20 protein-coding genes and 1 pseudogene are annotated in these 22,646 nt (G+C 62.4%); 9 read left to right on the top strand and 12 right to left on the bottom strand.

The features are described from left to right. Window positions 1–161: 161 nt before the first annotated feature. Together ACYG9Y_RS10450 and ACYG9Y_RS10445 are read left to right on the top strand one after the other, a co-directional pair. Entirely contained in the window at window positions 162–1,163 is a 1,002-nt protein-coding gene (locus tag ACYG9Y_RS10450; protein WP_460223119.1) for an outer membrane protein, read from the top strand. Next, on the top strand, window positions 1,096–1,395 hold the full coding sequence (locus ACYG9Y_RS10445; RefSeq protein WP_460223118.1) for an outer membrane protein: 300 nt from the start codon (window positions 1,096–1,098) through the stop codon (window positions 1,393–1,395). Before ACYG9Y_RS10450 ends, ACYG9Y_RS10445 begins: the two co-directional genes overlap by 68 nt. Window positions 1,396–1,780: 385 nt before the next feature. Here the strand turns inward: ACYG9Y_RS10445 and ACYG9Y_RS10440 are convergent, their stop codons facing one another. The 6 genes and pseudogenes from ACYG9Y_RS10440 to ACYG9Y_RS10415 all read right to left on the bottom strand — a co-directional run bounded on the left by ACYG9Y_RS10440 (window position 1,781) and on the right by ACYG9Y_RS10415 (window position 5,800). Then, window positions 1,781–2,248 (bottom strand): DUF1203 domain-containing protein, encoded by a 468-nt coding sequence (locus ACYG9Y_RS10440; RefSeq protein ID WP_023738888.1) that lies wholly within the window; start codon window positions 2,246–2,248, stop codon window positions 1,781–1,783. 134 nt (window positions 2,249–2,382) lie between these two features. Beyond that, a pseudogene (locus tag ACYG9Y_RS10435) lies at window positions 2,383–2,487 on the bottom strand (OmpA family protein); the annotation flags it as partial. A gap of 19 nt (window positions 2,488–2,506) precedes the next feature. Next, entirely contained in the window at window positions 2,507–3,070 is a 564-nt protein-coding gene (locus ACYG9Y_RS10430) for a GNAT family N-acetyltransferase (protein ID WP_023738889.1), read from the bottom strand. 5 nt (window positions 3,071–3,075) lie between these two features. Continuing rightward, complete coding sequence (sseA, locus tag ACYG9Y_RS10425; protein ID WP_023738890.1) at window positions 3,076–3,927, bottom strand: 3-mercaptopyruvate sulfurtransferase; 852 nt, start codon at window positions 3,925–3,927, stop codon at window positions 3,076–3,078. Window positions 3,928–4,022: 95 nt separating this feature from the next. Beyond that, window positions 4,023–4,766: an alanyl-tRNA editing protein gene (locus tag ACYG9Y_RS10420; RefSeq protein WP_023738891.1), complete on the bottom strand. Its 744-nt coding sequence runs from the start codon at window positions 4,764–4,766 to the stop codon at window positions 4,023–4,025. Next, window positions 4,766–5,800: a cysteine synthase A gene (locus tag ACYG9Y_RS10415; RefSeq protein ID WP_023738892.1), complete on the bottom strand. Its 1,035-nt coding sequence runs from the start codon at window positions 5,798–5,800 to the stop codon at window positions 4,766–4,768. The genes ACYG9Y_RS10420 and ACYG9Y_RS10415 overlap by 1 nt, the downstream gene beginning before the upstream one ends. A gap of 214 nt (window positions 5,801–6,014) precedes the next feature. On the opposite strand from ACYG9Y_RS10415, the gene ACYG9Y_RS10410 reads away from it, so the two are divergent. Both ACYG9Y_RS10410 and ACYG9Y_RS10405 read left to right on the top strand, forming a co-directional pair. After that, the gene (locus ACYG9Y_RS10410; protein WP_023710548.1) at window positions 6,015–6,836 is read left to right on the top strand and encodes an SDR family oxidoreductase; all 822 of its coding nucleotides are present in this window, start codon (window positions 6,015–6,017) and stop codon (window positions 6,834–6,836) included. 70 nt (window positions 6,837–6,906) lie between these two features. Next, entirely contained in the window at window positions 6,907–7,887 is a 981-nt protein-coding gene (locus ACYG9Y_RS10405; protein WP_023713249.1) for an alpha/beta hydrolase, read from the top strand. A 94-nt stretch (window positions 7,888–7,981) separates the two neighbouring features. Here ACYG9Y_RS10405 and ACYG9Y_RS10400 read toward each other — a convergent pair whose 3' ends face one another. Continuing rightward, window positions 7,982–9,418 (bottom strand): DEAD/DEAH box helicase, encoded by a 1,437-nt coding sequence (locus tag ACYG9Y_RS10400; protein ID WP_031193338.1) that lies wholly within the window; start codon window positions 9,416–9,418, stop codon window positions 7,982–7,984. Window positions 9,419–9,827: 409 nt separating this feature from the next. Between ACYG9Y_RS10400 and ACYG9Y_RS10395 the strand changes: the two genes are divergently transcribed. Then, window positions 9,828–11,360 carry an acyl-CoA carboxylase subunit beta gene (locus ACYG9Y_RS10395; RefSeq protein ID WP_023738894.1) on the top strand — a complete coding sequence of 511 codons (1,533 nt, stop codon included), beginning with the start codon at window positions 9,828–9,830 and terminating at the stop codon, window positions 11,358–11,360. A 6-nt stretch (window positions 11,361–11,366) separates the two neighbouring features. Then, window positions 11,367–12,437: a M48 family metallopeptidase gene (locus ACYG9Y_RS10390; protein WP_023738895.1), complete on the top strand. Its 1,071-nt coding sequence runs from the start codon at window positions 11,367–11,369 to the stop codon at window positions 12,435–12,437. A gap of 25 nt (window positions 12,438–12,462) precedes the next feature. Here ACYG9Y_RS10390 and ACYG9Y_RS10385 read toward each other — a convergent pair whose 3' ends face one another. From ACYG9Y_RS10385 to ACYG9Y_RS10375, 3 genes are read right to left on the bottom strand one after another with little or no spacing between them, the layout of a single operon-like run. Then, window positions 12,463–14,463, bottom strand: a complete 2,001-nt coding sequence (locus tag ACYG9Y_RS10385) for a hypothetical protein (protein ID WP_023734051.1) — start codon at window positions 14,461–14,463, stop codon at window positions 12,463–12,465. Next, window positions 14,460–16,001, bottom strand: coding sequence for a bifunctional ADP-dependent NAD(P)H-hydrate dehydratase/NAD(P)H-hydrate epimerase (locus ACYG9Y_RS10380; RefSeq protein ID WP_031253422.1), 1,542 nt, complete (start codon window positions 15,999–16,001; stop codon window positions 14,460–14,462). The genes ACYG9Y_RS10385 and ACYG9Y_RS10380 overlap by 4 nt, the downstream gene beginning before the upstream one ends. Before the next feature lie 19 nt (window positions 16,002–16,020). Beyond that, complete coding sequence (locus tag ACYG9Y_RS10375) at window positions 16,021–17,154, bottom strand: hypothetical protein (RefSeq protein ID WP_156942335.1); 1,134 nt, start codon at window positions 17,152–17,154, stop codon at window positions 16,021–16,023. Window positions 17,155–17,161: 7 nt separating this feature from the next. Here ACYG9Y_RS10375 and ACYG9Y_RS10370 point away from each other — a divergent pair, with 7 nt between their 5' ends. Further along, entirely contained in the window at window positions 17,162–17,500 is a 339-nt protein-coding gene (locus ACYG9Y_RS10370) for a P-II family nitrogen regulator (RefSeq protein ID WP_006205430.1), read from the top strand. A 58-nt stretch (window positions 17,501–17,558) separates the two neighbouring features. Next, window positions 17,559–18,968, top strand: a complete 1,410-nt coding sequence (gene glnA, locus ACYG9Y_RS10365) for a type I glutamate--ammonia ligase (protein ID WP_023672775.1) — start codon at window positions 17,559–17,561, stop codon at window positions 18,966–18,968. Window positions 18,969–19,105: 137 nt separating this feature from the next. Here the strand turns inward: glnA and ACYG9Y_RS10360 are convergent, their stop codons facing one another. Continuing rightward, window positions 19,106–20,146 carry a glutamine synthetase beta-grasp domain-containing protein gene (locus tag ACYG9Y_RS10360; RefSeq protein WP_023672774.1) on the bottom strand — a complete coding sequence of 347 codons (1,041 nt, stop codon included), beginning with the start codon at window positions 20,144–20,146 and terminating at the stop codon, window positions 19,106–19,108. A gap of 316 nt (window positions 20,147–20,462) precedes the next feature. Here ACYG9Y_RS10360 and ACYG9Y_RS10355 point away from each other — a divergent pair, with 316 nt between their 5' ends. Continuing rightward, complete coding sequence (locus ACYG9Y_RS10355; RefSeq protein WP_023706518.1) at window positions 20,463–20,660, top strand: DUF2735 domain-containing protein; 198 nt, start codon at window positions 20,463–20,465, stop codon at window positions 20,658–20,660. Window positions 20,661–20,754: 94 nt separating this feature from the next. Here ACYG9Y_RS10355 and ACYG9Y_RS10350 read toward each other — a convergent pair whose 3' ends face one another. Next, on the bottom strand, window positions 20,755–22,641 hold the full coding sequence (locus tag ACYG9Y_RS10350; RefSeq protein WP_460223117.1) for an MFS transporter: 1,887 nt from the start codon (window positions 22,639–22,641) through the stop codon (window positions 20,755–20,757). Window positions 22,642–22,646 lie beyond the last annotated feature (5 nt).

The raw sequence follows: 22,646 nt of genomic DNA, 5'->3' as shown, positions 1-22,646 counted from the left end.
GAAACGGCCCGGCTTGGCGGTGCTTTTGCCTGCCGATGTGGCATTTTTGTCATTCCAATATTGGCGAGCGTCCTGTTAGAACACGGACGGGTTTGTTCTTATGCTAAGGGGCTAAAATGTTCATCTCTGCTAAATCCGTTCTTCTCGGGGCCGTTTCGGCAATGGCTTTGATATCGGTAGCGCATGCCGCCGATGTTGTGCAGCCGGTGGAAGAACCTGCCGGTTTCAACTGGAGCGGCGCCTATGTCGGCATCGGCGGCGGCTTCGGCGCCACCGTGCATCGCATCAGCGTCGACCCGGTGATCGACTTCAACGGGATCGGCGGCAACGGCGTGTTTGGCGAAATCACCGCCGGCTACGACTATATGGTCTCCGAGCGCTTCCTGCTTGGCGGCTTCATCGACGCCAACATCGGGAATATCGGTCCGTCGATCAGCCTTCCGGGCGCTGATATCGACCTGACGAACGCTTATGGCTTCGACGTCGGCTTGCGCGCCGGCTATCTCTTGAACCCCGATACACTCGGCTATGTGCTCGGCGGCTACACCTGGAACCATTTCAAGCTCGAGGGTTCGGGCTTTGCCGACGGTCTCGATTTCACGGAGAACCGTGGCGGCTATGTCGTCGGCGTTGGCATGGAAACCGTGCTGCGCGGCAACTGGACGATTAAGACCGAGTACCGCTACGCCAACTATGGCGACGACTCGGTGGCTGACCTCGGCATTATTGGCGGCCCGGGAACCTCTCTGGATGTCGAGCCATCCAGCCACACCTTCCACATCGCGGCCAACTACCGCTTCGGCGCCCAGAATGGCGGCGGGGCCTCGTTTGCTGCTCCGACCTACAACTGGACCGGCTTCTATGTCGGCGGCGCGCTTGGCGCCGGCACGGTGGTACATGACCTGACGCTGGGCGGTGCCCTCGAGTTGGATGGCATCGGTGGCGAAGGCGTGTTCGGCGAGGCGAGCATCGGTTACGACCATGATTTCGGCGGATGGGTCGCCGGCGTGCTGCTTGATGCCCGCTATTCCGGCATTCGCTCGAAGCTGGATCTCTTCGGCGGCTCCATTAAGGGCGATGCCGACTATGGCTTCGATGCCCTGGCCCGCATCGGCGCCAAGGTCAACGAGTTCGACTCTGGCCTATGTCATCGGCGGCTATAGCTGGCAGCATTTCGACCTGCATGCTTCGCCTGGCGGCGACATTACCGACTGGGGTTCGAGCGGCTTCTCGATCGGTGGCGGCCTGGAAACGGCCGTCTCCAGCAACATGACGCTGGGCCTCGAATACCGCTATTCGCAGTATGAGAAAGAGGATTTCGGTTCGGGCGGCTTCCTCACCGACGAGCCTTCTTTCCAGACCGTTCGCCTTGGCGCGAAGTATAAATTCAACTAAAAGCCGCTCCGGCAACGTCAAAGCCCGTCGGTCAATTCCGGCGGGCTTTTTCTTTGCGCAAAATCTTAACATCGGCATTGAACAGGCTGACGGACAACAAAAAAGCGGAGCCAAAGCCCCGCTTCCTCGGTTGTCGAGATCCCCGCCGGTTCATCCGCGGTCGGCAAATCCATCGACACTCATGCTTTAACGGACGAATGCGAAGGGAGTGCGACAGCGCACCGGCAATCGGCGCGCCGCCACGCCGGCGACGATCGCGGACGCTATGTGAAGTGCTTCACATCAGGCAATCGAAAAACATGCGCAGACAGGGATGCCAACTTGACGGCTCGTGCCGTCACACGGTTCCCAACTGCCCGCCAGACCACCGGCGGGCATCTTTTTGTCAGACACGCTCCATGCGGCACTGATAACAATTGTTGCGCACCGAGCGGACGTGGACATAGGCGATGTCATCGCGCTCAAACAGCGTCTCTGCCCGCGCCGCAATGGCGCCCGTCGGGATGACGCCGCCGCTGCCATAGACGATACGGTCATCGGCACCATAGCCACGCACGATATAGTCGCTGCTCTCAAGCATCTCTGGAAGCGCTTCCGTTTCGGCTGCGCGTTCGCATTCCTGCGCATGCAGGAAGATCGGTCCTGTCTCGGCGTAAGGCTGCAACGCCGGAAACGGCCGATAGGCCATGATCAGATAGCCATCGCCTTCGGCGACGTTTCTTAGGCAATGCCGGCACGGCACCCCGTCGCCATCTGAAACCTTCCGCTCCGGCGTTTGCCCGTAGGCGTCCGGCCCGCCGCGCTGCAGCGCTCTCACATCTTCTGTCGGCAAGGCTTTGAACTGGACGGTCATGGCTAAATCTCCGGTGTGGTTGACCGGAAATTATGCCCCCGCCGAGGTACTTCCCACCCGATTCCTGTCAACTGTCAGCAGCCCGGCCAGTCTCAGGCCGGACTGCTTCGGCATTGGGCAGGTCCCGCGCCGGCTCAGCGGATGAAATCGTCGAAGCGGCGCAGCGTCACCCGGCGCCTGCGCCAGTTCTCGTCCTGGGTCCGCACGAGCAGGAATTCCTCGCCATGAACGGTCGGTTCGGCCTTCAGTCGGAGAAAGTCACGGCCGCATGACGCTGGCCGAGCGCTCGGCGAACGACAGCGGGTGCACGGTCTCCTTCTTTTGCGCCACCGGCGCAAAACCGAGCTTCTGGTAGAGCGGCAAGGCAGCCGGATGGTCGAGCGTGCAGGTCTGCACCGTTACCCGTTTCGGCCCATACGACCATGCTGCGGCAATCGCCGCACCGAGGAACCAACGGCCGATGCCTTGCCCGGTCGCATGTTCCATCATGCCGAAATAAGCGAGTTCGACTTCCTCTGGAAAATGCGGCTTGAGGTCGAAGAACCCGGCCGGCGCGCCGTCGAGATAAAGCACCCTGATGTCGCGGTCCTCGCGGTGGACGCCGGCGGCAAGCTCGTCATCGTCCAGCCTCAGCACATTGACCCAGTGCCATTTGCGTCCGACCCGATCCATCAGATAGCGGTAGAAATGCAGCGGAATGTCCTTGGTCCTGAGCAGCGCGATTTGCCTGTTGTAGGGCAACGGCGGCGAATAGGCCGGCGGCACATGCATTTCCAGAAACGTGACCGTAACCTCGATGTCGTCCAGCGCGCCATTTTCCATCGCCATCATTCCTTGCCCGTCACCACGGGCGTGTCTGCCAGCCCGCCCCATTCCGTCCATGAGCCGTCGTAGAGCCGGTTGTCGGTGTGGCCGAGCGTCTCCAGCGCCAGAGTGACGACAGCCGCCGTGATGCCGGAACCGCAAGAGGTGACGACCGGTTTCGACAGATCGATACCGGCATCCTCAACGGCCTTGCGCAACTGGTCCTTCGACAACAGCGCGCCATCCTCTGACAGCGCCGAATAAGGCAAATTGTGCGCGCCGGGCATGTGGCCGGAGCGAACACCCGCGCGGGGCTCTGGCTCGGCGCCGGTGAAGCGGCCCGCGCCTCGGGCGTCCGCAATCTGGCTCTCGCCAGTCTCGACGATGCGGCGCATGTCGGCAAGGCTGGCGACGCGAGCGGCATCGAAATCGGCATGAAACACATTCGGCGCGATCTTGGTCGGCTCCGCCGTCACCGGCCGGCCCGCCGCCTTCCAGCGGTCGAAGCCGCCGTCGAGCACATAGACCTGGAACACGCCCATGACGCGGAACATCCACCAGGCGCGCGGCGCCGAGAAGAAACCCGGACCGTCATAGACGACAATGGTGTCGTCGGCCGAAATTCCCATGGCGCCTACATATTGCGCGAAATGCTGTGGCGAGGGCAGCGTGTGCGGCAGCTTGGCATCAGGATCGGAGGCCGCATCATGATCGAAGAATCGCGCGCCCGGAATATGCGCAGCCTCATACTCGGCGCGCGCATCGCGCTTCTGCGCCGGCAGATACCAGGATGCATCGACGATCGTCAGGCCGGGCTCGCCAAGACGGCTCTGCAACCAGTCCGCATCGACGGTGAAAGGGCTGTCATCGGCCATTGTTCTTCTCCTGCTCCGCCTTGGCGAAGCATTGCTTCCTGTTGACCATGATCTTCCCCGAAAACCGGCTTCCACTTTTCGGGATCATGGTTCGTTCAAGCCACCGGCAGCGGTCCGAAGCGAATGCGAAAACGCCGGTTTTCGCGGCCCTTCTTCTCGATCTTGCCGATATGGATTTCACCGACTTCGCCGGTGCTTTTGACATGGGTGCCGCCGCAGGGCTGGCTGTCGATCGAAGCGTTGTCGCCGATGCAGACCAGGCGGATCTTGCCGGTGCCGGCGGGCGGCCGGACATTCTTGGATTTCACCAGGCCAGGATTGGCTGCCAGTTCCTCGTCGGTGATCAGCCTGACGAAGATCGGATGATCGGCTCGCACCAGCTCCATCAGCCCGGCGGTGACGTCTTCCCTGGTGAAGCCGGCATCGGGAGCGTCGAAGTCGACGCGGCTGTCATCTTCGGAAACCGCAGCACCGGTAATCGGAAACGGACAGACTACGGTGAGCAAATGGCAAGCTGCGTGCATGCGCATCAGGAGATGCCGCCGCTCCCAGCCGATGGCGAGTTTCACCTGCTCGCCGACCTCGGGTGCCGGTTGCTCCGGCGCCGGCACATGGATGATCTCGTCCTTGGTCTCGCCGGTGATGGTGGCGGCAATGGCGATGCGGCTGCCGTCGGCGCGCTCTAATGTGCCGGTATCGCCAGGCTGGCCGCCCGATGTGGCATAGAAGATGGTCCGGTCGAGAATGATGCCGCCGCGCTCGTTGATGGCGACAACGGTGGCGTCAGCCGCTCTGAGATAGGCGTCGTCGCGAAACAGCGCTTCTGTTCTGTGCGCCATCAGGCGACCTTCTCATACGGCACCGAAATTGTGCTGCGCTCATCCATCCAGCCCGGCACCGGCAGGTTCTTCTCGCGCAGGAATTCCGGGTTGAACAGCTTCGACTGGTAGCGCGTGCCATAGTCGGCAAGGATGGTCACGATGGTGTGGCCGGGGCCAAGCTCGCGCGCCAGCCGGATCGCGCCGGCAATGTTGATGCCGGTCGAACCGCCGACGCACAGGCCTTCTTCCTGGATCAGGTCGAAGACGATCGGCAGCGCTTCCTCGTCCGGCACCTGGAACGAGAAGTCCGGCGTGAACCCATCGAGATTTGCCGTGATGCGCCCCTGCCCTATCCCTTCGGTGATCGAGCTGCCGTCGGACTTCAATTCGCCACTCGTGTAGAAGGAATAGAGCGCCGCACCTAGCGGATCGGCGAGCGCGATCTTGACGTTGCTGCTCCTGGCCTTCAGCCCGAAGGCGACGCCGGCCAGCGTTCCGCCCGAACCCACCGCCGAGACGAAACCGTCGACCTTGCCGCCGGTCTGCGTCCAGATTTCTTCCGCCGTGGTGCGGATATGGCCGTCGCGATTGGCAACGTTGTCGAACTGGTTGGCCCAGATCGCGCCGTTCGGCTCCGACCTCGCCATCTGCTCGGCTAGCCGCCCCGACAGTTTCACGTAGTTGTTGGGGTTCTTGTAAGGCACCGCCGGCACTTCGATCAGCTCGGCGCCAAGCAGCTTGATCGTGTCCTTCTTTTCCTGGCTCTGGGTGTCGGGAATGACGATCACTGTGCGATAGCCCAGCGCCTTGGCAACCAGCGTCAGGCCGATGCCGGTATTGCCGGCCGTGCCTTCGACGATGACCCCGCCCGGCTTCAACAGCCCGCGCTGTTCGGCGTCGCGGATGATGAACAGGCCTGCGCGATCCTTGACCGACTGGCCGGGGTTCATGAACTCGGCCTTGCCCAGGATCTCGCAGCCGGTCTGCTCCGAGGCCTTGTTGAGGCGGATCAGGGGCGTGTTGCCGATCGCTTCGATCACAGAACGGGGCATCCGGGATTCCTTATGTAGCTGCGGCGAGACCCTAGAAACCCGAAGCGTGCGTTTCAAGGCAAGAATTCGCCTGGTCCAGTCGCATTTCGGGCACTGCAATCTCCCGCGGCCGCACAAAGCGCGATGACTATCATTTCGGCCAGTACGGAAAAGCGCTCTTTTCATTCGATTTTTTCACCGCTAGAGCACTAATGACAGATCGGCAGGGCGCAGAATGACACTTTACCGGGCCAACCCGAAGCACGGCGTCGCCTGGATAACCGGCGGCAGCAGCGGCATCGGCCGTGCGCTGGCCAAAGACCTCGCGTCAAAGGGCTTTGTCGTCGCGGTCACCGCACTCGACGGCGACCCACTCGACGCGCTCATCGTCGAGACGGCGCAGATGCCGGGACGTGTCGCCGCCTACCCTTGCGACGTCACCGATGAGCCGCGCATGGCAAGCACGGTGGCGGCGATTGAAAAGGAGCTCGGGCCGATCGTGCTCGCCGTCTTTAACGCCGGCAACTACATCGCCACGCCCGGCGAAGACCTCAGGGTCCGCGACTTTCGCCAGACCTTCGAGGTCAACTATTTCGGTATCATCAATGGCCTCGTCCCGCTCATGGAGCGCATGCGCATCCGTGCGCGCGGCCATATCGTGCTTGTCGGATCGGTTACCGCCTATTTCGGCTGGCCGACCACGGCGGCCTATGGCGGCTCGAAGGCGGCGATCAACATCCTGGCCGAGTCGCTGAAATACGATTTCGACAAGATGAATGTCCGGATCCAGGTGATGAATCCGGGCTTCATCGACACGCCGCTGACCGAAAAGAACATGCTGCCAATGCCGGGACTGATGCCGGTCAACCGCGCCTCGCGCCGCATGCTGCGCGGCATCGAGCATGGCGGCTTTGAGGTTACCTTCCCTCACCGGCTGAGTTGGGGGCTGAAGCTGCTGGCACTGCTGCCAAGGCCAGTCTGCCGGTGGTTCATCAGCACGGCGACCCGCTGGACAGGGCGGCCGCTGAATTTCGACCGCAAGCCGCCGAACGAATAGCTGTCCACAGCCCGGCTGTTGCCTGACTGCACCGGCCGCCATAGGCTTTAGAATTGTTGTGGTGTCTGAGATGGGGCGACGGATCGTGCTTGCGGTGCTGGGCGTCGTCATCATCCTTGTCCTGGCCCTCCTGCTTGGTCCGCGCGTTCCCGTCGACACAACAATCAGCTTCGACCCCAAGGTGATCGGCGACGATCCGCAAGCGTATATCGCGCGTGAAGAGGCTACCGTGCCCAACGTCCGCGACGCGCTCGAGAAAGAAATCATCTGGGCCGATCCGATGGTTCACGCCAAGACGCCATTGGCGATCGTCTATATCCATGGCTTTTCGGCATCGAAGGGCGAGGTTCGCCCGCTGGCCGACGAGGTCGCCGACCAACTCGACGCCAACCTTTTCTACACCCGCCTCACCGGTCATGGTCAGGACGGCGCTGCTATGGCGCAAGGCAGCGTCAATGCCTGGATCAACGACTATGAGGAGGCGCTCGCCATCGGCCGGGCCATCGGCGACAAGGTGATCGTCATCGGCACCTCGACCGGTGGATCGCTGGCGGCATGGGCGGCGACTGAGCCTGGCGCATCGGACGGCGTCGCTGCGATCGCATTCATCTCGCCGAATTTCGGCGTCAGGGCTGCAGGCGCCGAGCTGCTGACCATGCCCTGGGGCAGGCAGATCGCCGAGTTCGTCGGCGGCAAGGAGCGCAGCTTTCCGACCCGCAACGCGCTGCACGAGAAACTCTGGACGCACACATATCCAATGGCAGCCGTGCTACCGATGGCGGCGCTGACCAACCTTGCCTACGCAGCGCCTGTGGAGAAGGCAACCATACCGGCGCTGTTCATCTTCTCGGATTCCGACAAGGTGGTGCGCCAGGATCGCACCCGCGAAATCGCCGGCCGCTGGGGCGCACCGCATGAACTGGTGCCCGTCGACGACAATGGCGATCCCGACAACCACGTCATTGCCGGCGACGCGCTGTCGCCCTCGACCACGGCATTCCTGGCGCAGCGGATCGTCGTGTGGGTTCAGGCAATTGCCGGGCAGCCCTAAACGAAAAAGGACGGCCGAAGCATTGCCCCGGCCGTCCTCATATTCAATCGTCAGCAATCAAGCCAGGCTCGACGAGCCTGACCGGTTCGTCTGATCAGGCAGCCCGCGCCGCGGGCCGCTTGCCGCCGAAGCGGCGCTTGTTGTTGCCCTTGAAGGCCTTGGCGCCTTCCGGCTTGCGCTCGCTTGCACCCGCAAAGGCCGGCTTGTCACCAAAACGCTTCTTGGCGAAGCCGTTGTTCTGGCCACCGGGCCGCCTGCCGTCGCGACGTCCATTGCGGTCGTTGCGATCATTGGCGGGCTCGAAGCGCTCGTTCTTTTCGGCCGGATTGCGCACCGGATCCGGGCTGCCGAGATGGTCGGCAACGATCGGCAGCTTGCTGCGGATGATGCGCTCGACCTGACGCAGCTTGCTGTTTTCGGAAGGATCGCAAAGCGTGATGGCGATGCCGTCCATGCCGTTACGGCCGGTACGGCCGATGCGGTGGACATAGCTTTCGGCCTCATCCGGCAGGTCGAAATTCACCACATGGCTGATGCCGGGGACGTCGATGCCGCGCGCCGCGATATCGGTCGCCACGAGAATGCGCACCGAGCCCTCGCGGAAATCGTTGAGCGCCTTCTGGCGGGCGTTCTGCGACTTGTTGCCGTGGATGACGGCGGCCTTGAAGCCGTCGCGTTCGAGGTCCTTGGTCACCCGGTCGGCGCCATGTTTGGTGCGCGAGAAGATGATGACGGACTTCATCGCTTCGTCGGCGAGCATCGTCGACAGCACCTGGCGCTTCTGCTTGGTGCGGGCAAAGACAACGCCCTGCACGATTTCGGCAGCAGCGGTGCTCTGCGGCGCGACTTCGACGCGGATCGGGTTCTTCAACAGGCCCTTCGCCAGTTCGGCGATTTCATTGGGCATGGTGGCCGAGAACAGCACCGTCTGACGGTCGGGCGCGGTCGCCTTGGCGATCCGCTTGACGTCGTTGATGAAGCCCATGTCGAGCATGCGGTCGCCCTCGTCGAGCACCAGCCATTTGGTGTCGGAGAGGATGAGGTCGCCCTCGCGCACCAGGTCGGTCAGGCGGCCGGGCGTGGCGATCAGGATGTCGACGCCGGGCGCAACCTTCTTCACCTGGCTGAAGCGCGAGACGCCGCCAAGCACGAGAGCGGTTGAGACATGCGCGCCCTTGGCGAGGATCTTGATGGTGTCCTCGATCTGGACGGCGAGTTCGCGCGTCGGCGCCAGGATCAGCGCACGGGTGGTCTTGGCCCGGCGCTTGGTGCCGAGCGCGATGATCTTCGACAGGATCGGCAGCGCGAAGGCCGCGGTCTTGCCGGAGCCGGTCTGGGCGATGCCGAAGATATCACGGCCTTCCATCTGCGGCGGGATCGCCTGCGTCTGGATCGGCTTCGGCTCGGTGAAGCCGGCGCCATGCGTCGCCTTGAGCAGCGCGCCCGTGATCCCAAGAGCTGCGAAACCGGTGAGGTCCGCAGTGTTGCCGGTCGAGATCGCGTTACCGGCTGAGGTGTTTTCGTTGGTCAAAATAGTCTTCTTTCACGCGGTCTTGGCCGCAAACATCGATGGCGGCAGGGCGCAACCTGCCGTCGAAAAATTTGATATGAAACGACAAGGCGGGCGGACGGAAACGTCCACTCGGCTGCGCTGTCGTGCCCGCAGGCGTCATGCCACGGGGCTCTTTCGCCACTTCGCGATGTATCGGAAAGAGGGGCCGATATACCGGAAAGAGGGAAAACAGACGCAACCAGTCTCATTTGTCGAGAAGGCCGGAATCTCCGGCCCAAGCGCCTATGGGCTGCATATGGCTGAGTTCGCTCCGGAATGCAAGGGGCCACATGTTGCAGCGCAGCAAAATCGACTGCGAAAGCGGCGCTTGCGCACGCCTGCAGCCATCATTACCACAAAGGCAGCTGCCATTTCTGGGGACCGAGCGATGAAGGACGTGCTGAAGGAACTTGAGCGCCGCCGCGAGATCGCCCGCATGGGCGGCGGCCAGGCCCGCATCGACGCCCAGCACAAGAAGGGCAAGCTCACCGCGCGCGAGCGCATCGATGTCTTTCTCGACGAAGGCTCGTTCGAGGAGTTCGACATGTATGTCGAGCATCGCTCGACCGACTTCGGCATGGAGAAAACCAAGATCGCCGGCGATGGTGTCGTCACCGGCTGGGGCACCGTCAATGGCCGTCCGGTCTATCTCTTCGCCAAGGATTTTACCGTCTTCGGCGGCTCGCTGTCGGAGGCTCATGCCGAAAAGGTCATCAAGGTGCAGGAGATGGCGCTACGCAACCGCGCGCCGATCATCGGCATCTACGACGCCGGCGGCGCCCGCATCCAGGAAGGCGTGGCGGCGCTAGGCGGCTATGCCGAGATCTTTCAGCGCAACGTGCTCGCATCCGGCGTCATTCCTCAGATTTCCGTGATCATGGGCCCGTGCGCCGGCGGCGACGTCTATTCGCCTGCGATGACCGACTTCATCTTCATGGTGCGCGACACCTCTTATATGTTCGTCACCGGGCCGGATGTGGTGAAGACCGTCACCAACGAGACGGTGACCGCCGAGAGCCTTGGCGGCGCGTCCGTCCACACGACGAAATCCTCGATCGCCGACGGCGCCTACGACAATGACGTCGAGGCGCTGTTGCAGATGCGTCGGCTGGTCGATCTGCTGCCGGCGTCCAACACGTCGGAGCTTCCGGAGGTCGAATGCTACCAGTCGGTCACCGACCATGATCTGTCGCTCGACCGGCTGATCCCGGACAACGCCAACAAGCCTTACGACATCAAGGAGCTGATCCTCAAAGTTGCCGATGAAGGCGATTTCTTCGAGATCCAGCAGAACTTTGCCAAGAACATCGTCACCGGTTTCGGCCGCGTCGAAGGCCGCACCGTCGGCTTCGTCGCCAACCAGCCGATGGTGCTGGCCGGCGTGCTCGATTCCGACGCAAGCCGCAAGGCGGCGCGCTTCGTGCGCTTCTGCGACTGTTTTTCCATTCCCATCGTCACGTTCGTCGACGTCCCCGGCTTCCTCCCCGGCACCGCGCAGGAATATGGCGGACTGATCAAGCACGGCGCCAAGCTCTTGTTTGCCTACGCCGAGGCAACCGTGCCGAAAATCACCGTCATCACCCGCAAAGCCTATGGCGGTGCCTATGACGTGATGGCCTCAAAACATCTGCGCGGCGATATGAACTATGCCTGGCCGACGGCGCAGATCGCGGTGATGGGGGCGAGAGGCGCGGTCGAGATCATCTACCGCAAGGATATCGGCGACGCCGAAAAGATCGCAGCTCACACAAAGGCTTACGAGGACCGTTTCCTGTCGCCCTTCGTCGCCGCCGAACGCGGCTATGTCGACGAGGTGATCATGCCGCATTCGACCCGCCGCCGCATTGCCCGGGCACTGCGCATGCTGCGCAACAAGGACATGCAGAACCCTTGGAAGAAGCACGACAACATCCCGTTGTAACATCCAATGTCGCGACTGATCATCAGCGCCGGTCGGCGGTTTGGCAGGTTCACGGTCCTGTTTTTCGTTGTTCCCGCCCTCGTCATCTTGTGCGTCTGGATGTCCCTGCTCGACAACCATCCGATCTGGTTTATCGCCGGCGGCTTTGTCGTCATGCCGATCGCCACCACGGCCATGGCATTTCTGTTCGGCACATTGTTTGCGGGCTTCCGACGCAGCAAGATCAAAGGCGTCAGTGAAGCAGAAGCGCCCGGCCTGTGGGCGCTGTGGCGGAGCATCGCCGGACCGCGCCGTGCTGCGCGCACGGTTGTCATACTAGAGGGCAACCTGAACGCCAGCGTGCGCGAAGAGCGCACGCTTCTCGGCCTTCTCGGCAATCGGCTGTTTCTAACCATTGGCATCCCTCTCCTCGCAGTGACCGATGAAAGAGCGCTTGCCGCGATCCTTGCCCATGAGGACGCGCATGTGCGCAACAAGGATACCAATGGCAGCCTCAATCTCGCTGAGTTCGAAAACGGTTTCGGATTTGTCTTCGAGTATGCCCCGCCCGGAACCACGATCACAGGCAGCCTGCTCCACGCCGCTATCGGCTGGCTGTCGCAATCGTTCGAGCGGGAAGAAATCCGGCTTTCGCGCGAAGCGGAGATCAAGGCAGATCGACACGCGGCATCCTCCGGCGACGCCGAGCACGCCGCACGCGCGCTGTTGCTTCTTGCCACGGCAGACGTGCATTTCACGGAGACGGTCTATGACCCTTTGCAGCATGAATTACGAGGTGCTTTGCGTCCGCCGCGACCGCCGCTCGAGCGCATGCTGGAAGCTGCCGGCCAGCTGCGAGAACCCATTTGCCTCGATGTTTGCGCCCGCAAGGCGTGGGCAAGCCCGGATGACGCAAAGTCCACCCATCCATCATGGGCTCAACGGCTGGCGGCGCTTGGCTATACGGAGCCGCCCGACCTGGACCCGATCGCCGTGACCGCGCTCTCGACGCTGCTGAACTCGAGCGTAGCACAGCGCCACATTTCGGAATTCGACACCAAATGGACTGCGCGGATGGAAGACTATCTCCAGCGCTGAACTGGTGGTCGCCCAACTCGCAGGCTCACTCCTCTTCCGCCGCCCCGAACCCCGCATTCCTGGGGGCGCTGGTCGCGCTCGCCCAGGGCGTCGCGTGATTGTCGATGCGCATCTGGAAGATGAAATAGGTCGGCGAGCAGTAGCCGATGCCTTTCACCTTGGCAGCACCCGGCGTGTCCGGCGGCAGCGACTGGCACATATAGTCCTCGCGGCAGAAATGATCAGCCGAGCAGGCTGGACGGTTGCCGCGGTTGACCGCGCCGCCGAGGCACTGGTCGAAATTGTTGGTGGCGACGCAGGTGTCGAATTTCTTGCCGCCGACCATGCCGCAAATTTCCGATGGCATCGGCTTGCCCGTCTTGAATGCGGCGAAGCTGCGGTCCTTGTCGTCGCAGGCGCGATAAGCGATGCCTGCCGGTACGCCGATTTTCGGTGGCCGGCAGGTGTAGGCGGTCCGCGAAAAGGTCGGCGCAAAAGCCGCGAACTGGCCGGTGATCTTGTAGCGGTCGTTGAACGGCTGAGACGGGTTGCTGGCGATCGACCCGGTCAGGCAGGGATGGCCCGAAAACATCTTTGGACTGTCCGTGGGCAACAGACATTGCGCCAACGCGGTATGCACGCCTGAAGCCGTCGCGAGCGGCGTGCAGACGGTGCCGCCACCGCATTGCCAGGTCGCGCCGAAGCGTTTTGCATCATCCGGCATCAGGCACGGCATCGCCATCTCGGCCGGGGCGTAGTCGACATCGCCGGCATCGGTCCATGTCGCTGGCGGCGCGAAGGACAGCGGCCGGTAGCGGTTCGGCTCCTTGCCTTCTTCCGTCGCGCGCAGCCAGGCCTCACGTCGCGGAATCTCGGCATGGAGATGCGGCGAGATGCCGACCTCGATCCGGTTGAGAGGCGACGTCGTTTTGTCGTCGAGGCCAATGAAGTGAAAGCCGGCCGTCGAGCCCGCCTGGTGGCAGCCCTGGCAGGCGCCATTGTCCAGCCGCTCGACCAGCGCCTCCGGTGTCCGCACCAGCTTTAGCGCCGCATAGTCCAAGCCGGCGAAATCCGCTGGCTGGAACAGCGGCGTGAACGGATGGTTGGCCCGTCTCGCGCTGCCGAAGGTCGACCACGAGATGATTTTCTTGGCCAGGAATTCGTCGGGGATTTCGTAGACGCCGAGATCGATGGCCGCGACATTGGCGCTGACGTAGTCGGCGAGCCCTTTCTTCAGTGCGGCATCATCCGAGAGCCGCGCAACGTCAGGCGTATTCTCCAGCGGCTTCTCGCTGATGGCAGCGCCATCGATACCGAAGATCCGCATCAGATAGGCCGCCTGCCCGCCGAATTGGGTCTCCTGTCCCGAGGGAAAACGCACCACCTGCGCATTGAGTTCAAGCTGCTTGAACGTCAGTTCCTCCGGTGCCAGCGAACCGCCGGCCAGCCAGCCGGCATCGACGTTTTCGTCGATCTGCGGTGTCCAGCGCCCGGCAACGCCGACGCAGCCGCCATCGGCATCCGGCGCCACGCTGTAGACGGCGTTGAAATTGAATGGCAGCCGCGATGCCAAAACCTTGCCGTTCTTGCGGAAACTGTAGGCCAGGCGATAGATGAAGCGCACCTCGCCACAGCTCTTGTCGCCTTGCAGCGCGGTGAAATCACGCCGGTCCAGCCGGTTGACGACGCCGACCAGGCGGAAGCGCGCGGCCTCGGTCTTCAGCCAGCGCATATCCATGATGCGGCCGACATTGCCGTCGGTCACCTCGTAGAGCGTGCGCCCGCCGGCCTTTATCTCGGCCCGCAGCGTGGCAATATCGGCCGCCACCATGTCGACAACAGCACGATAGGCCGGCACCTCACTGTAGAGCGTCTTCAGATCGTCCGCGCCGTCGACGGCGAAAATGCCGGCGAAGCCAAACCCCTTGGCATCGAGGGCGGCGAGCACCGCCGGATCGTCGACGATGGTCACCGGCTGCTCAGCGCGCACGCCATGCGAGGCGAACAGCGCGATGATGGCTGCAATGGCGAGCGCGAAACGCTTCATCCGATCGGCACCTTCTGCCGTGCCTCGACAAGTTCACGCAGCACCGGCACCAGGGCCAGCGGGAGATCCTCGGCGATCAGACCGGGTCCAAAGCGGCTGCCGGCCTCGGCGTGTATCCAGACCGCTGCGCAGGCGGCCTCGAATGCCTGCATGCCCTGCGCCAGCAGCGCGGCGACAATGCCCGCCAGCACGTCGCCGGAACCGGCGGTGGCGAGCCATGGTGCACCATTGGCGTTGATCACCGCGCGGCCGTCCGGCGCCGCGATGACGGTGTCGGCGCCCTTGTAGACCATGATGGCGTTGGCTCGTTCAGCGGCTGCGCGCGCCTTGGCGAGCTTGGACAGACTTTTGTCGTCGGCGATGTCGGGAAACAGTCGGCCGAACTCGCCCTCATGCGGCGTCATGACCAATGCTGGCGCATCCGGCCTGCCGGCCGCCTCGAACAGCGTTGAGACCGCGTTGCGGAAAGACGTGATGCCGTCGGCATCGAGCACCAACCCTTCAACACCACCCTCTTGCCGTGCTCTGCCGAGCACGGCGAGGGCGAAATCGCGCGCCTTGTCACCAACACCAAAGCCCGGGCCGAGGACAAAGCTCGACGACCGGCGATCGCCGAGAAAGTCTTGCACGTCCTCGATAGCGTCGGCCTTGCGCAGCATGATCGCGGTCAGATGCGTGGCGTTCACCTGCATGGCATTGGCGGGAGACAGCATGGTCACGGCCCCTGCCCCGCTTCTTGCAGCGGCAAGTGCGGCCAACCGCGCCGCACCCGTCGCCGACGGTCCGCCGGAGAAGACGCCGACATGGCCGCGTTTGTATTTGTGTGCATCGACGGCCGGCACCGGCAACGCGTCGAGCCAGAACGCCGGCTTGTTTTCGAATGCGCGCGGCGCGACCTGGGCGATGATGTCGTCGCCAATGCCGATATCGGCGACGACGATCTCGCCGCATCGGTCCCGGCCGGGCAACAGCAGATGCCCCGGTTTCTTGCGCGCGAAGGTGACGGTGATGTCGGCACGAAATGCCGTGCCGAGAATGTCGCCGCTGTCACCTGAGACACCTGAAGGCAAATCGACGGCGACAACAGACAGGCGGGCAGCACTGTCGACCGCGCGTGCGGCATCGCCCGAAAGGTCCTTGGATAGGCCCGCGCCATAGAGAGCATCGACAATCAACGAGCCGGGCTCGGCGGCAAAAGCCGCTAGCGGCTTGCGCTCCAGCAGGCATTGGGTCGCGGCGATCGCGGCATCGCTGCCTACCCTCGGTTCGCCTGATGTCCACAGCGCGACTTCGACACCGGTCTCCGCCAGCAACCGCGCCACGACATAGCCGTCGCCGCCATTATTGCCGGGGCCGCACAGCACATGCACGCGGCTCGCGGCGGGGTAGCGCGCCAACACCACAGCAGCGACCGCTTCGCCGGCGCGCTTCATCAGGCCATAGCCGTCCAGTGGACCGGCCGCGATTGCCAACCGGTCGGTCTCCGCCATCTCGGTCGGCGACAGCAGTTCCAATTTGGCGCCGGCTGGCAAACCCATCGCTGGTACGTCCTTCGGTTCATCCGCCTTGCGTGGCAGCGTCGGGAGCTCGGCCGGACACGAGGCCGGGATCGAGCTTTGAGGCATAGATCGCCGATTCCATGACGATGGTGAGACCCAGCTTCGGGTCGAGCAAATCCTTGGCCTGACCGAGAATCAATGCCGCCACATTGGCGGTGATGGCCGGCCAATTGGTCACATCGGCCTCGCCATAGACAATTGTCGCATTCGGCAGACGGCCGGTCAGACACGTCACCGCCACTGGCCATGCAAATCCAAGCAGCTTCCTGACCGGGAAATGCGGATGATGATTTTTGCCGACCGACGGCAGCCCCTCCAGTGGGCCGCCCAGCGTCTGCGAGACATGGGCGAACATGGCCTCGAGCGAAGGCATACCATTCGGCGGCAGGCCGTTGTTGATCGCCGTTCCGGCAGCGAGGTTCCAGAGCCGCTCCGGAGCTTTCTTGTCGTCGCGGGCAAAGAGCATCTCGTTCAGCGGCTCGCCGAACAGGAAACGCGACCCGTCCTTGGTCGTCACGATGTCTAGCTCGGGTGTGCGGCCGCTGAGCAGAGCGCACTGCGCGGCAAAGCCGGCAATCGCTCCCGCAGCCGAAACGATGGTCTCGGCATGGATGCGTCCATTCACCGCCAAAAGCTGCGGAAGATTGTCGCGCAAATGTCCGAATGCAAAGTTGCAGGCGGCGCTGTCAGGTTTGTCGCGCCATGGAAAATCCACGGCCCGCGGTGGTCCGCCACCAGTCGAACCGCTACCGGAGCCGGCAGAGCCACGTGAAGACTGCACGCGCCCAAATACACCCTTCATTCGTCCACCTTTCACTGCGTCGTTGACGCGGATATGCCCACACCGGGAATGATGGGTCAAATCTGCCAGGCCGCCCAACTGCACGGTTCCGCGCGGGCCTGCAAAATGCGCAATCTGCCTAATTATCGTGCAGACGCCCGAAGCGGCAATGTGTAGGCTTCGGGCAGCTTTGCCGCAGCCGAAGCAGAGGATGACGCGAATGTGCATCCCGGCGCGGCGCGGCATTGGAATTGCGCGAAACCGCTTCGCGTGGGCTGAAATTGGCACAGTTCGTGCTTGATGGAGGCGCAAGCGGGGCGCACAACCCGTTTTTTTGGCAGTGGAGGCCACTTTTTACATGAAAAAGATCGAAGCGATCATCAAGCCGTTCAAGCTAGACGAAGTGAAGGAAGCGCTTCAGGAGGCCGGTCTGCAAGGCATTACCGTCACCGAGGCTAAGGGCTTTGGCCGCCAGAAAGGCCATACCGAACTCTATCGCGGCGCCGAATATGTCGTCGACTTCCTGCCCAAGGTGAAGATCGAAGTGGTGCTGGGCGACGACGCCGTCGAAGGCGCCATCGAAGCCATCCGCAAGGCGGCGCAGACCGGCCGCATCGGCGACGGCAAGATCTTCGTCTCCAACATCGAGGAGGTCGTTCGCATCCGCACCGGCGAAACGGGGATGGACGCCGTCTGAGCTTTCTGATTTCAGATTAACGTCTCCTCGAAACGTCATCACACAGGGAAGAAACGACATGACGACAGCCAAAGACATCATGAAGCAGATCAAGGACAACGACGTGAAATTCGTCGACCTGCGCTTCACCGATCCGAAGGGCAAGCTGCAGCACGTGACGATGGATGTCATCGAGGTCGAGGAAGACATGTTCGCCGACGGCGTCATGTTCGACGGCTCCTCGATCGCCGGCTGGAAGGCGATCAACGAGTCCGACATGGTGCTGATGCCCGATGCGGACACCGTCCACATGGATCCGTTCTTCGCCCAGTCGACCATGGTCATCCTGTGCGACATTCTCGATCCGGTCTCCGGCGAATCCTACAACCGCGATCCGCGCGGCACTGCCAAGAAGGCCGAGGCCTACATGAAGGCCGAAGGCATCGGCGACACCATCTATGTCGGCCCCGAAGCCGAGTTCTTCGTCTTCGACGACGTCAAGTACAAGGCCGATCCCTACAACACCGGGTTCAAGCTGGACTCGACCGAACTTCCGTCCAATGACGACACCGACTACGAGACCGGCAATCTCGGCCACCGCCCGCGCGTCAAGGGCGGCTACTTCCCTGTGCCGCCGATCGACAGCGCGCAGGACATGCGCTCCGAAATGCTGACCGTGCTCGCCGAAATGGGCGTGCGCGTCGAAAAACACCATCACGAGGTTGCCGCTGCCCAGCACGAGCTCGGCATCAAGTTCGACACGCTGGTCCGCAACGCCGACAAGATGCTGATCTACAAATATGTCGTGCACCAGGTCGCCAACGCCTATGGCAAGACGGCCACCTTCATGCCGAAGCCGATTTTCGGCGACAACGGCTCGGGCATGCACGTCCACCAGTCGATCTGGAAGAACGGCAAGCCGACCTTCGCCGGCAATGAATATGCCGGCCTGTCGGAGTCGTGCCTGTTCTACATCGGCGGCATTATCAAGCACGCCAAGGCCATCAACGCCTTCACCAACCCGCTGACCAACTCCTACAAGCGCCTTGTGCCTGGCTATGAAGCCCCGGTGCTGCTCGCCTACTCCGCGCGCAACCGTTCCGCCTCCTGCCGCATTCCGTTCGGCTCGTCGCCGAAAGCCAAGCGCGTCGAGGTCCGCTTCCCCGATCCAGGCGCGAACCCCTACCTCGCTTTCGCCGCCATGCTGATGGCCGGCCTCGACGGCATCAAGAACAAGATCCACCCGGGACAGCCGATGGACAAGGATCTTTACGATCTGCCGCCGAAGGAACTGAAGAAGATTCCGACCGTCTGCGGTTCGCTGCGCGAAGCGCTGCAAAGCTTGGACAAGGACCGCGGCTTCCTGAAGGCCGGCGGCGTCTTCGACGACGACCAGATCGACTCTTACATCGAGCTCAAGATGGCCGAAGTGATGCGCTTCGAAATGACCCCGCATCCGGTCGAATACGACATGTACTATTCGGTCTGAACGATAAGCCTCAGCGACAAGGAAAAACCCCGGCGTCAGTTCAGACGCCGGGGTTTTTGTTTGACCAATAGCAGACCGTAGACGTGGTAGCAGCAGGCTACGGCGCAGGCTTACGAAGCCTGCGCCGCTATAGATGCTTAGGCGGCCGCCGAAACCTGGGCGCTGGTCGAAACCTCCGCGATGGTCTTCAGGATCTGCGAAGCGATCTGGTAGGGGTCGCCCTGCGAGTTCGGGCGGCGGTCTTCCAGGTAACCCTTGTAGTCATTGTTGACGAAGGAATGCGGCACGCGGATCGAAGCGCCGCGGTCGGCGATGCCGTAGCTGAAGCGGTTCCACGGAGCGGTCTCATGCTTGCCTGTCAGGCGCTTGTCGTTGTCCGGGCCGTAGACGGCGATGTGGTCCATCAGGTTCTTGTCGAATTGAGCCATCAGCGCTTCGAAATAGGCCTTGCCGCCGACTTCGCGCATATAGGCGGTCGAGAAGTTGGCGTGCATGCCCGAGCCGTTCCAGTCGGTGTCGCCGAGCGGCTTGCAGTGATACTCGATGTCGATCTCGTATTTTTCGGTCAGGCGCTGCAAGAGATAGCGGGCCATCCACATCTGGTCGGCGGCCTTCTTGGAGCCTTTGCCGAAAATCTGGAATTCCCACTGGCCCTTGGCCACTTCGGCGTTGATGCCTTCATGGTTGATGCCTGCTGCGAGGCAGAGGTCGAGATGCTCCTCGACGATCTGGCGCGCGATCGGGCCGACATTCGAATAGCCGACGCCGGTGTAGTACGGGCCCTGCGGCGCCGGATAGCCGCTCTCGGGGAAGCCGAGCGGACGGCCGTCCTTGTAGAAGAAATACTCCTGCTCGAAGCCGAACCAGGCGCCCTCGTCGTCGAGGATGGTGGCGCGCTTGTTGGACACATGCGGCGTCACGCCATCTGGCATCATCACTTCGCACATCACCAGCACGCCATTGGTGCGGGCCGGATCGGGGAACACGGCAACCGGCTTCAGCACGCAATCGGAGCTATGGCCTTCGGCCTGCTGCGTCGAGGAACCGTCAAAGCCCCACAGCGGCAGCTGCTCGAGCGTCGGGAACTCGGCGAACTCCTTGACCTGGGTCTTGCCGCGAAGATTGGGGACCGGCGTGTAACCATCGAGCCAGATATACTCGAGCTTGTATTTCGTCATTCTAGAGCCTCTCGTTGCTTGATCACCGAACCTGGATGACGCCGGCGCGCCGAGCCATCCAGCAGCCCAGCTGCCAAGCCAATAAATGCAAATCGTGTGCCACTTCAGTTGGTCAGGGTGCGGCAAAAATGCCCTTTCATGCCGGTGACGAAGGCAAGCCGCCTAAGCAATGCGCCCGGATCGATCAAAGGCAGAATTTGCTTAAATAACAGGCAAATGCCGATCTTTCTTTAGGCATCTTGCCTAAATGGATTGCAGGACTTACCTTGATGGAAAGATGAATCGAAGAGCCTCTCCAGAAGAAAGGAGACCGACCATGGAAATCACCTCAGCCCGTCCGTCGGCCAAAATCCTGATGTTCCCGGTGGCAGCGCGTGCGGGTGCCTCAAATTTAGGCGTAAAGGCCAAGTTTGCGGCAGAGCTTGCTTCGCTGCGCGATCACCCGCTTGCCCATGGCGGGGCCTGGTATCATGAGGCCGCCATTGCGGAGGCCGAACAGCCTCGCAAGAGCTAGGCGTCTTCCGCGCTGATAGATCGAACAGGCCCACAAATCAAAAACCCGGCGCGATCGCTCGCGCCGGGTTTTTTGTTTGATACAGAGCCGTCGGCTACTGCTTGGTATGCAGGTCGGTGCCGAGCGTATCCCTGACGAAGATCATGCCGATGATCAGCGTCACCGCCGCGATCACCACCGGATACCAAAGGCCGTAATAGATATCGCCCTTGTAGGCGCTGAACGCGAACACGATCGCGGGCAGCAGGCCGCCGAACCAGCCATTGCCGATGTGATAGGGCAGTGACATGCCGCTGTAGCGGATGCGTGTCGGGAACATCTCGACCAGGATCGCCGCGATCGGCCCGTAGACCATGGTCACGTAGAGGACCAGGATGAACAGGATGCCGATGACCTTTGCCCAGTTGACCTGTGCGGGGTCGGCAAACATCGCGAACGCGCCCGCTGCCGGAACGCTGTACACGGTCACCTCGGTGGCGCCCGCGGCCTCATCCTTGGTCAGCACCTTGTCCTTGATGGCCTGTTCGGTCGGGACCGCGGTCTTTTCGCCGGCGCGGATGGCTGCCGCATCGAGCTTCAGTTCAGGATTGGCCGCGACAAAGGCGTCGAGCTTCTGGTCGGCAACCTTGGCGGCAGCGCGCTTCAACGGGTAACCGCCACCCTGAAGCGCGAGGTTGATACCCTTCTTGAAGGCAGCGTCGCTTGCAGCCTTCTTGTCGCCCGCGGCCTTGGCATCATAAGACGCCACAGTTTCGCTGCCGATCATGACACTCGCCGGGGTCCCCGCCGCCGCGGTAGAGACGATGTCGTAAGGCACCGAGTTCTTGGCAAGGAAGTCGGTCGCGATATCGCACGAACTGACCGGTACGCGCGTGCCGGTCGGGTTGAACTGGAAGTTGCAGTCTCCCGGAGCCGCCGTCACCGTGGCGCGCGTGTTCTGCTGTGCGGTGGCGAGCGCCGGATTGGCGGCCCAGGTCAACGCCTTGAACAGCGGGAAGGTGGTGACGACTGCCAGCGCAAGGCCGGCCATGATGATCGGCTTGCGGCCGATCTTGTCGGACAGCCAGCCGAAGAAGACGAAGAAGCCCGTGCCGAGTGCCAGCGCAATGGCGATCATGATGTTGACCGACTGCGCGTCGACCTTGAGCACATTGGCCAGGAAGAACAGTGCATAGAACTGGCCATTGTACCATACCACGGCCTGACCGGCGGTGAGGCCGAACAGCGCCAGGATGGCGATCTTGGCGTTTTTCCACTGGCCGAAGGCTTCCGACAGCGGCGCCTTGGAACTCTTGCCCTCTTCCTTCATGCGCAGGAAGGTCGGCAATTCCGAAAGCGACAGCCGGATCCAGACCGAAATGCCGAGCAGGATAGCCGAGACCAGGAACGGAATGCGCCATCCCCAGGCGTTGAAGGCGTCCTTGCTTACGGAATTCTGCACCAGCAGGATGACAATCAGCGACAGGAAAAGGCCGAGCGTCGCCGTCGTCTGGATCCATGAGGTGTAGAAGCCGCGACGGTCGTCCGGCGCATGTTCCGCGACATAGGTCGCGGCGCCGCCGTACTCGCCGCCAAGCGCCAGGCCCTGCAGCATGCGCAGCGCGATCAACAGGATCGGCGCCAGAATGCCCAGTGTCTCTGAACCCGGAAGCAGGCCGACAAGGAAAGTCGACAGACCCATGATCATGATGGTGACAAGGAATGTGTATTTGCGGCCGACGAGATCGCCGATGCGGCCGAACACCAGCGCGCCGAACGGGCGCACGATGAAGCCGGCGGCGAAGACCAGCAGCGTGAAGATGTAGCGGGTGCTTTCGGGAAACGAGTTGAAGAAGGTCAAGCCGATCGCGCCGGCCAACGCTCCGTAGAGATAGAAATCATACCATTCGAAAACCGCGCCCAGCGAGGAGGCGAAGATGACCTTCTTCTCCTCTCGTGTCATGCCGCGGCTGGCTCCGCCGGCGGTCGATGCCAATGCCATTGAAC

This window comes from Mesorhizobium sp. W050 (assembly GCF_054719535.1).
This window is presented reverse-complemented; position numbering and strand designations above follow the sequence as displayed.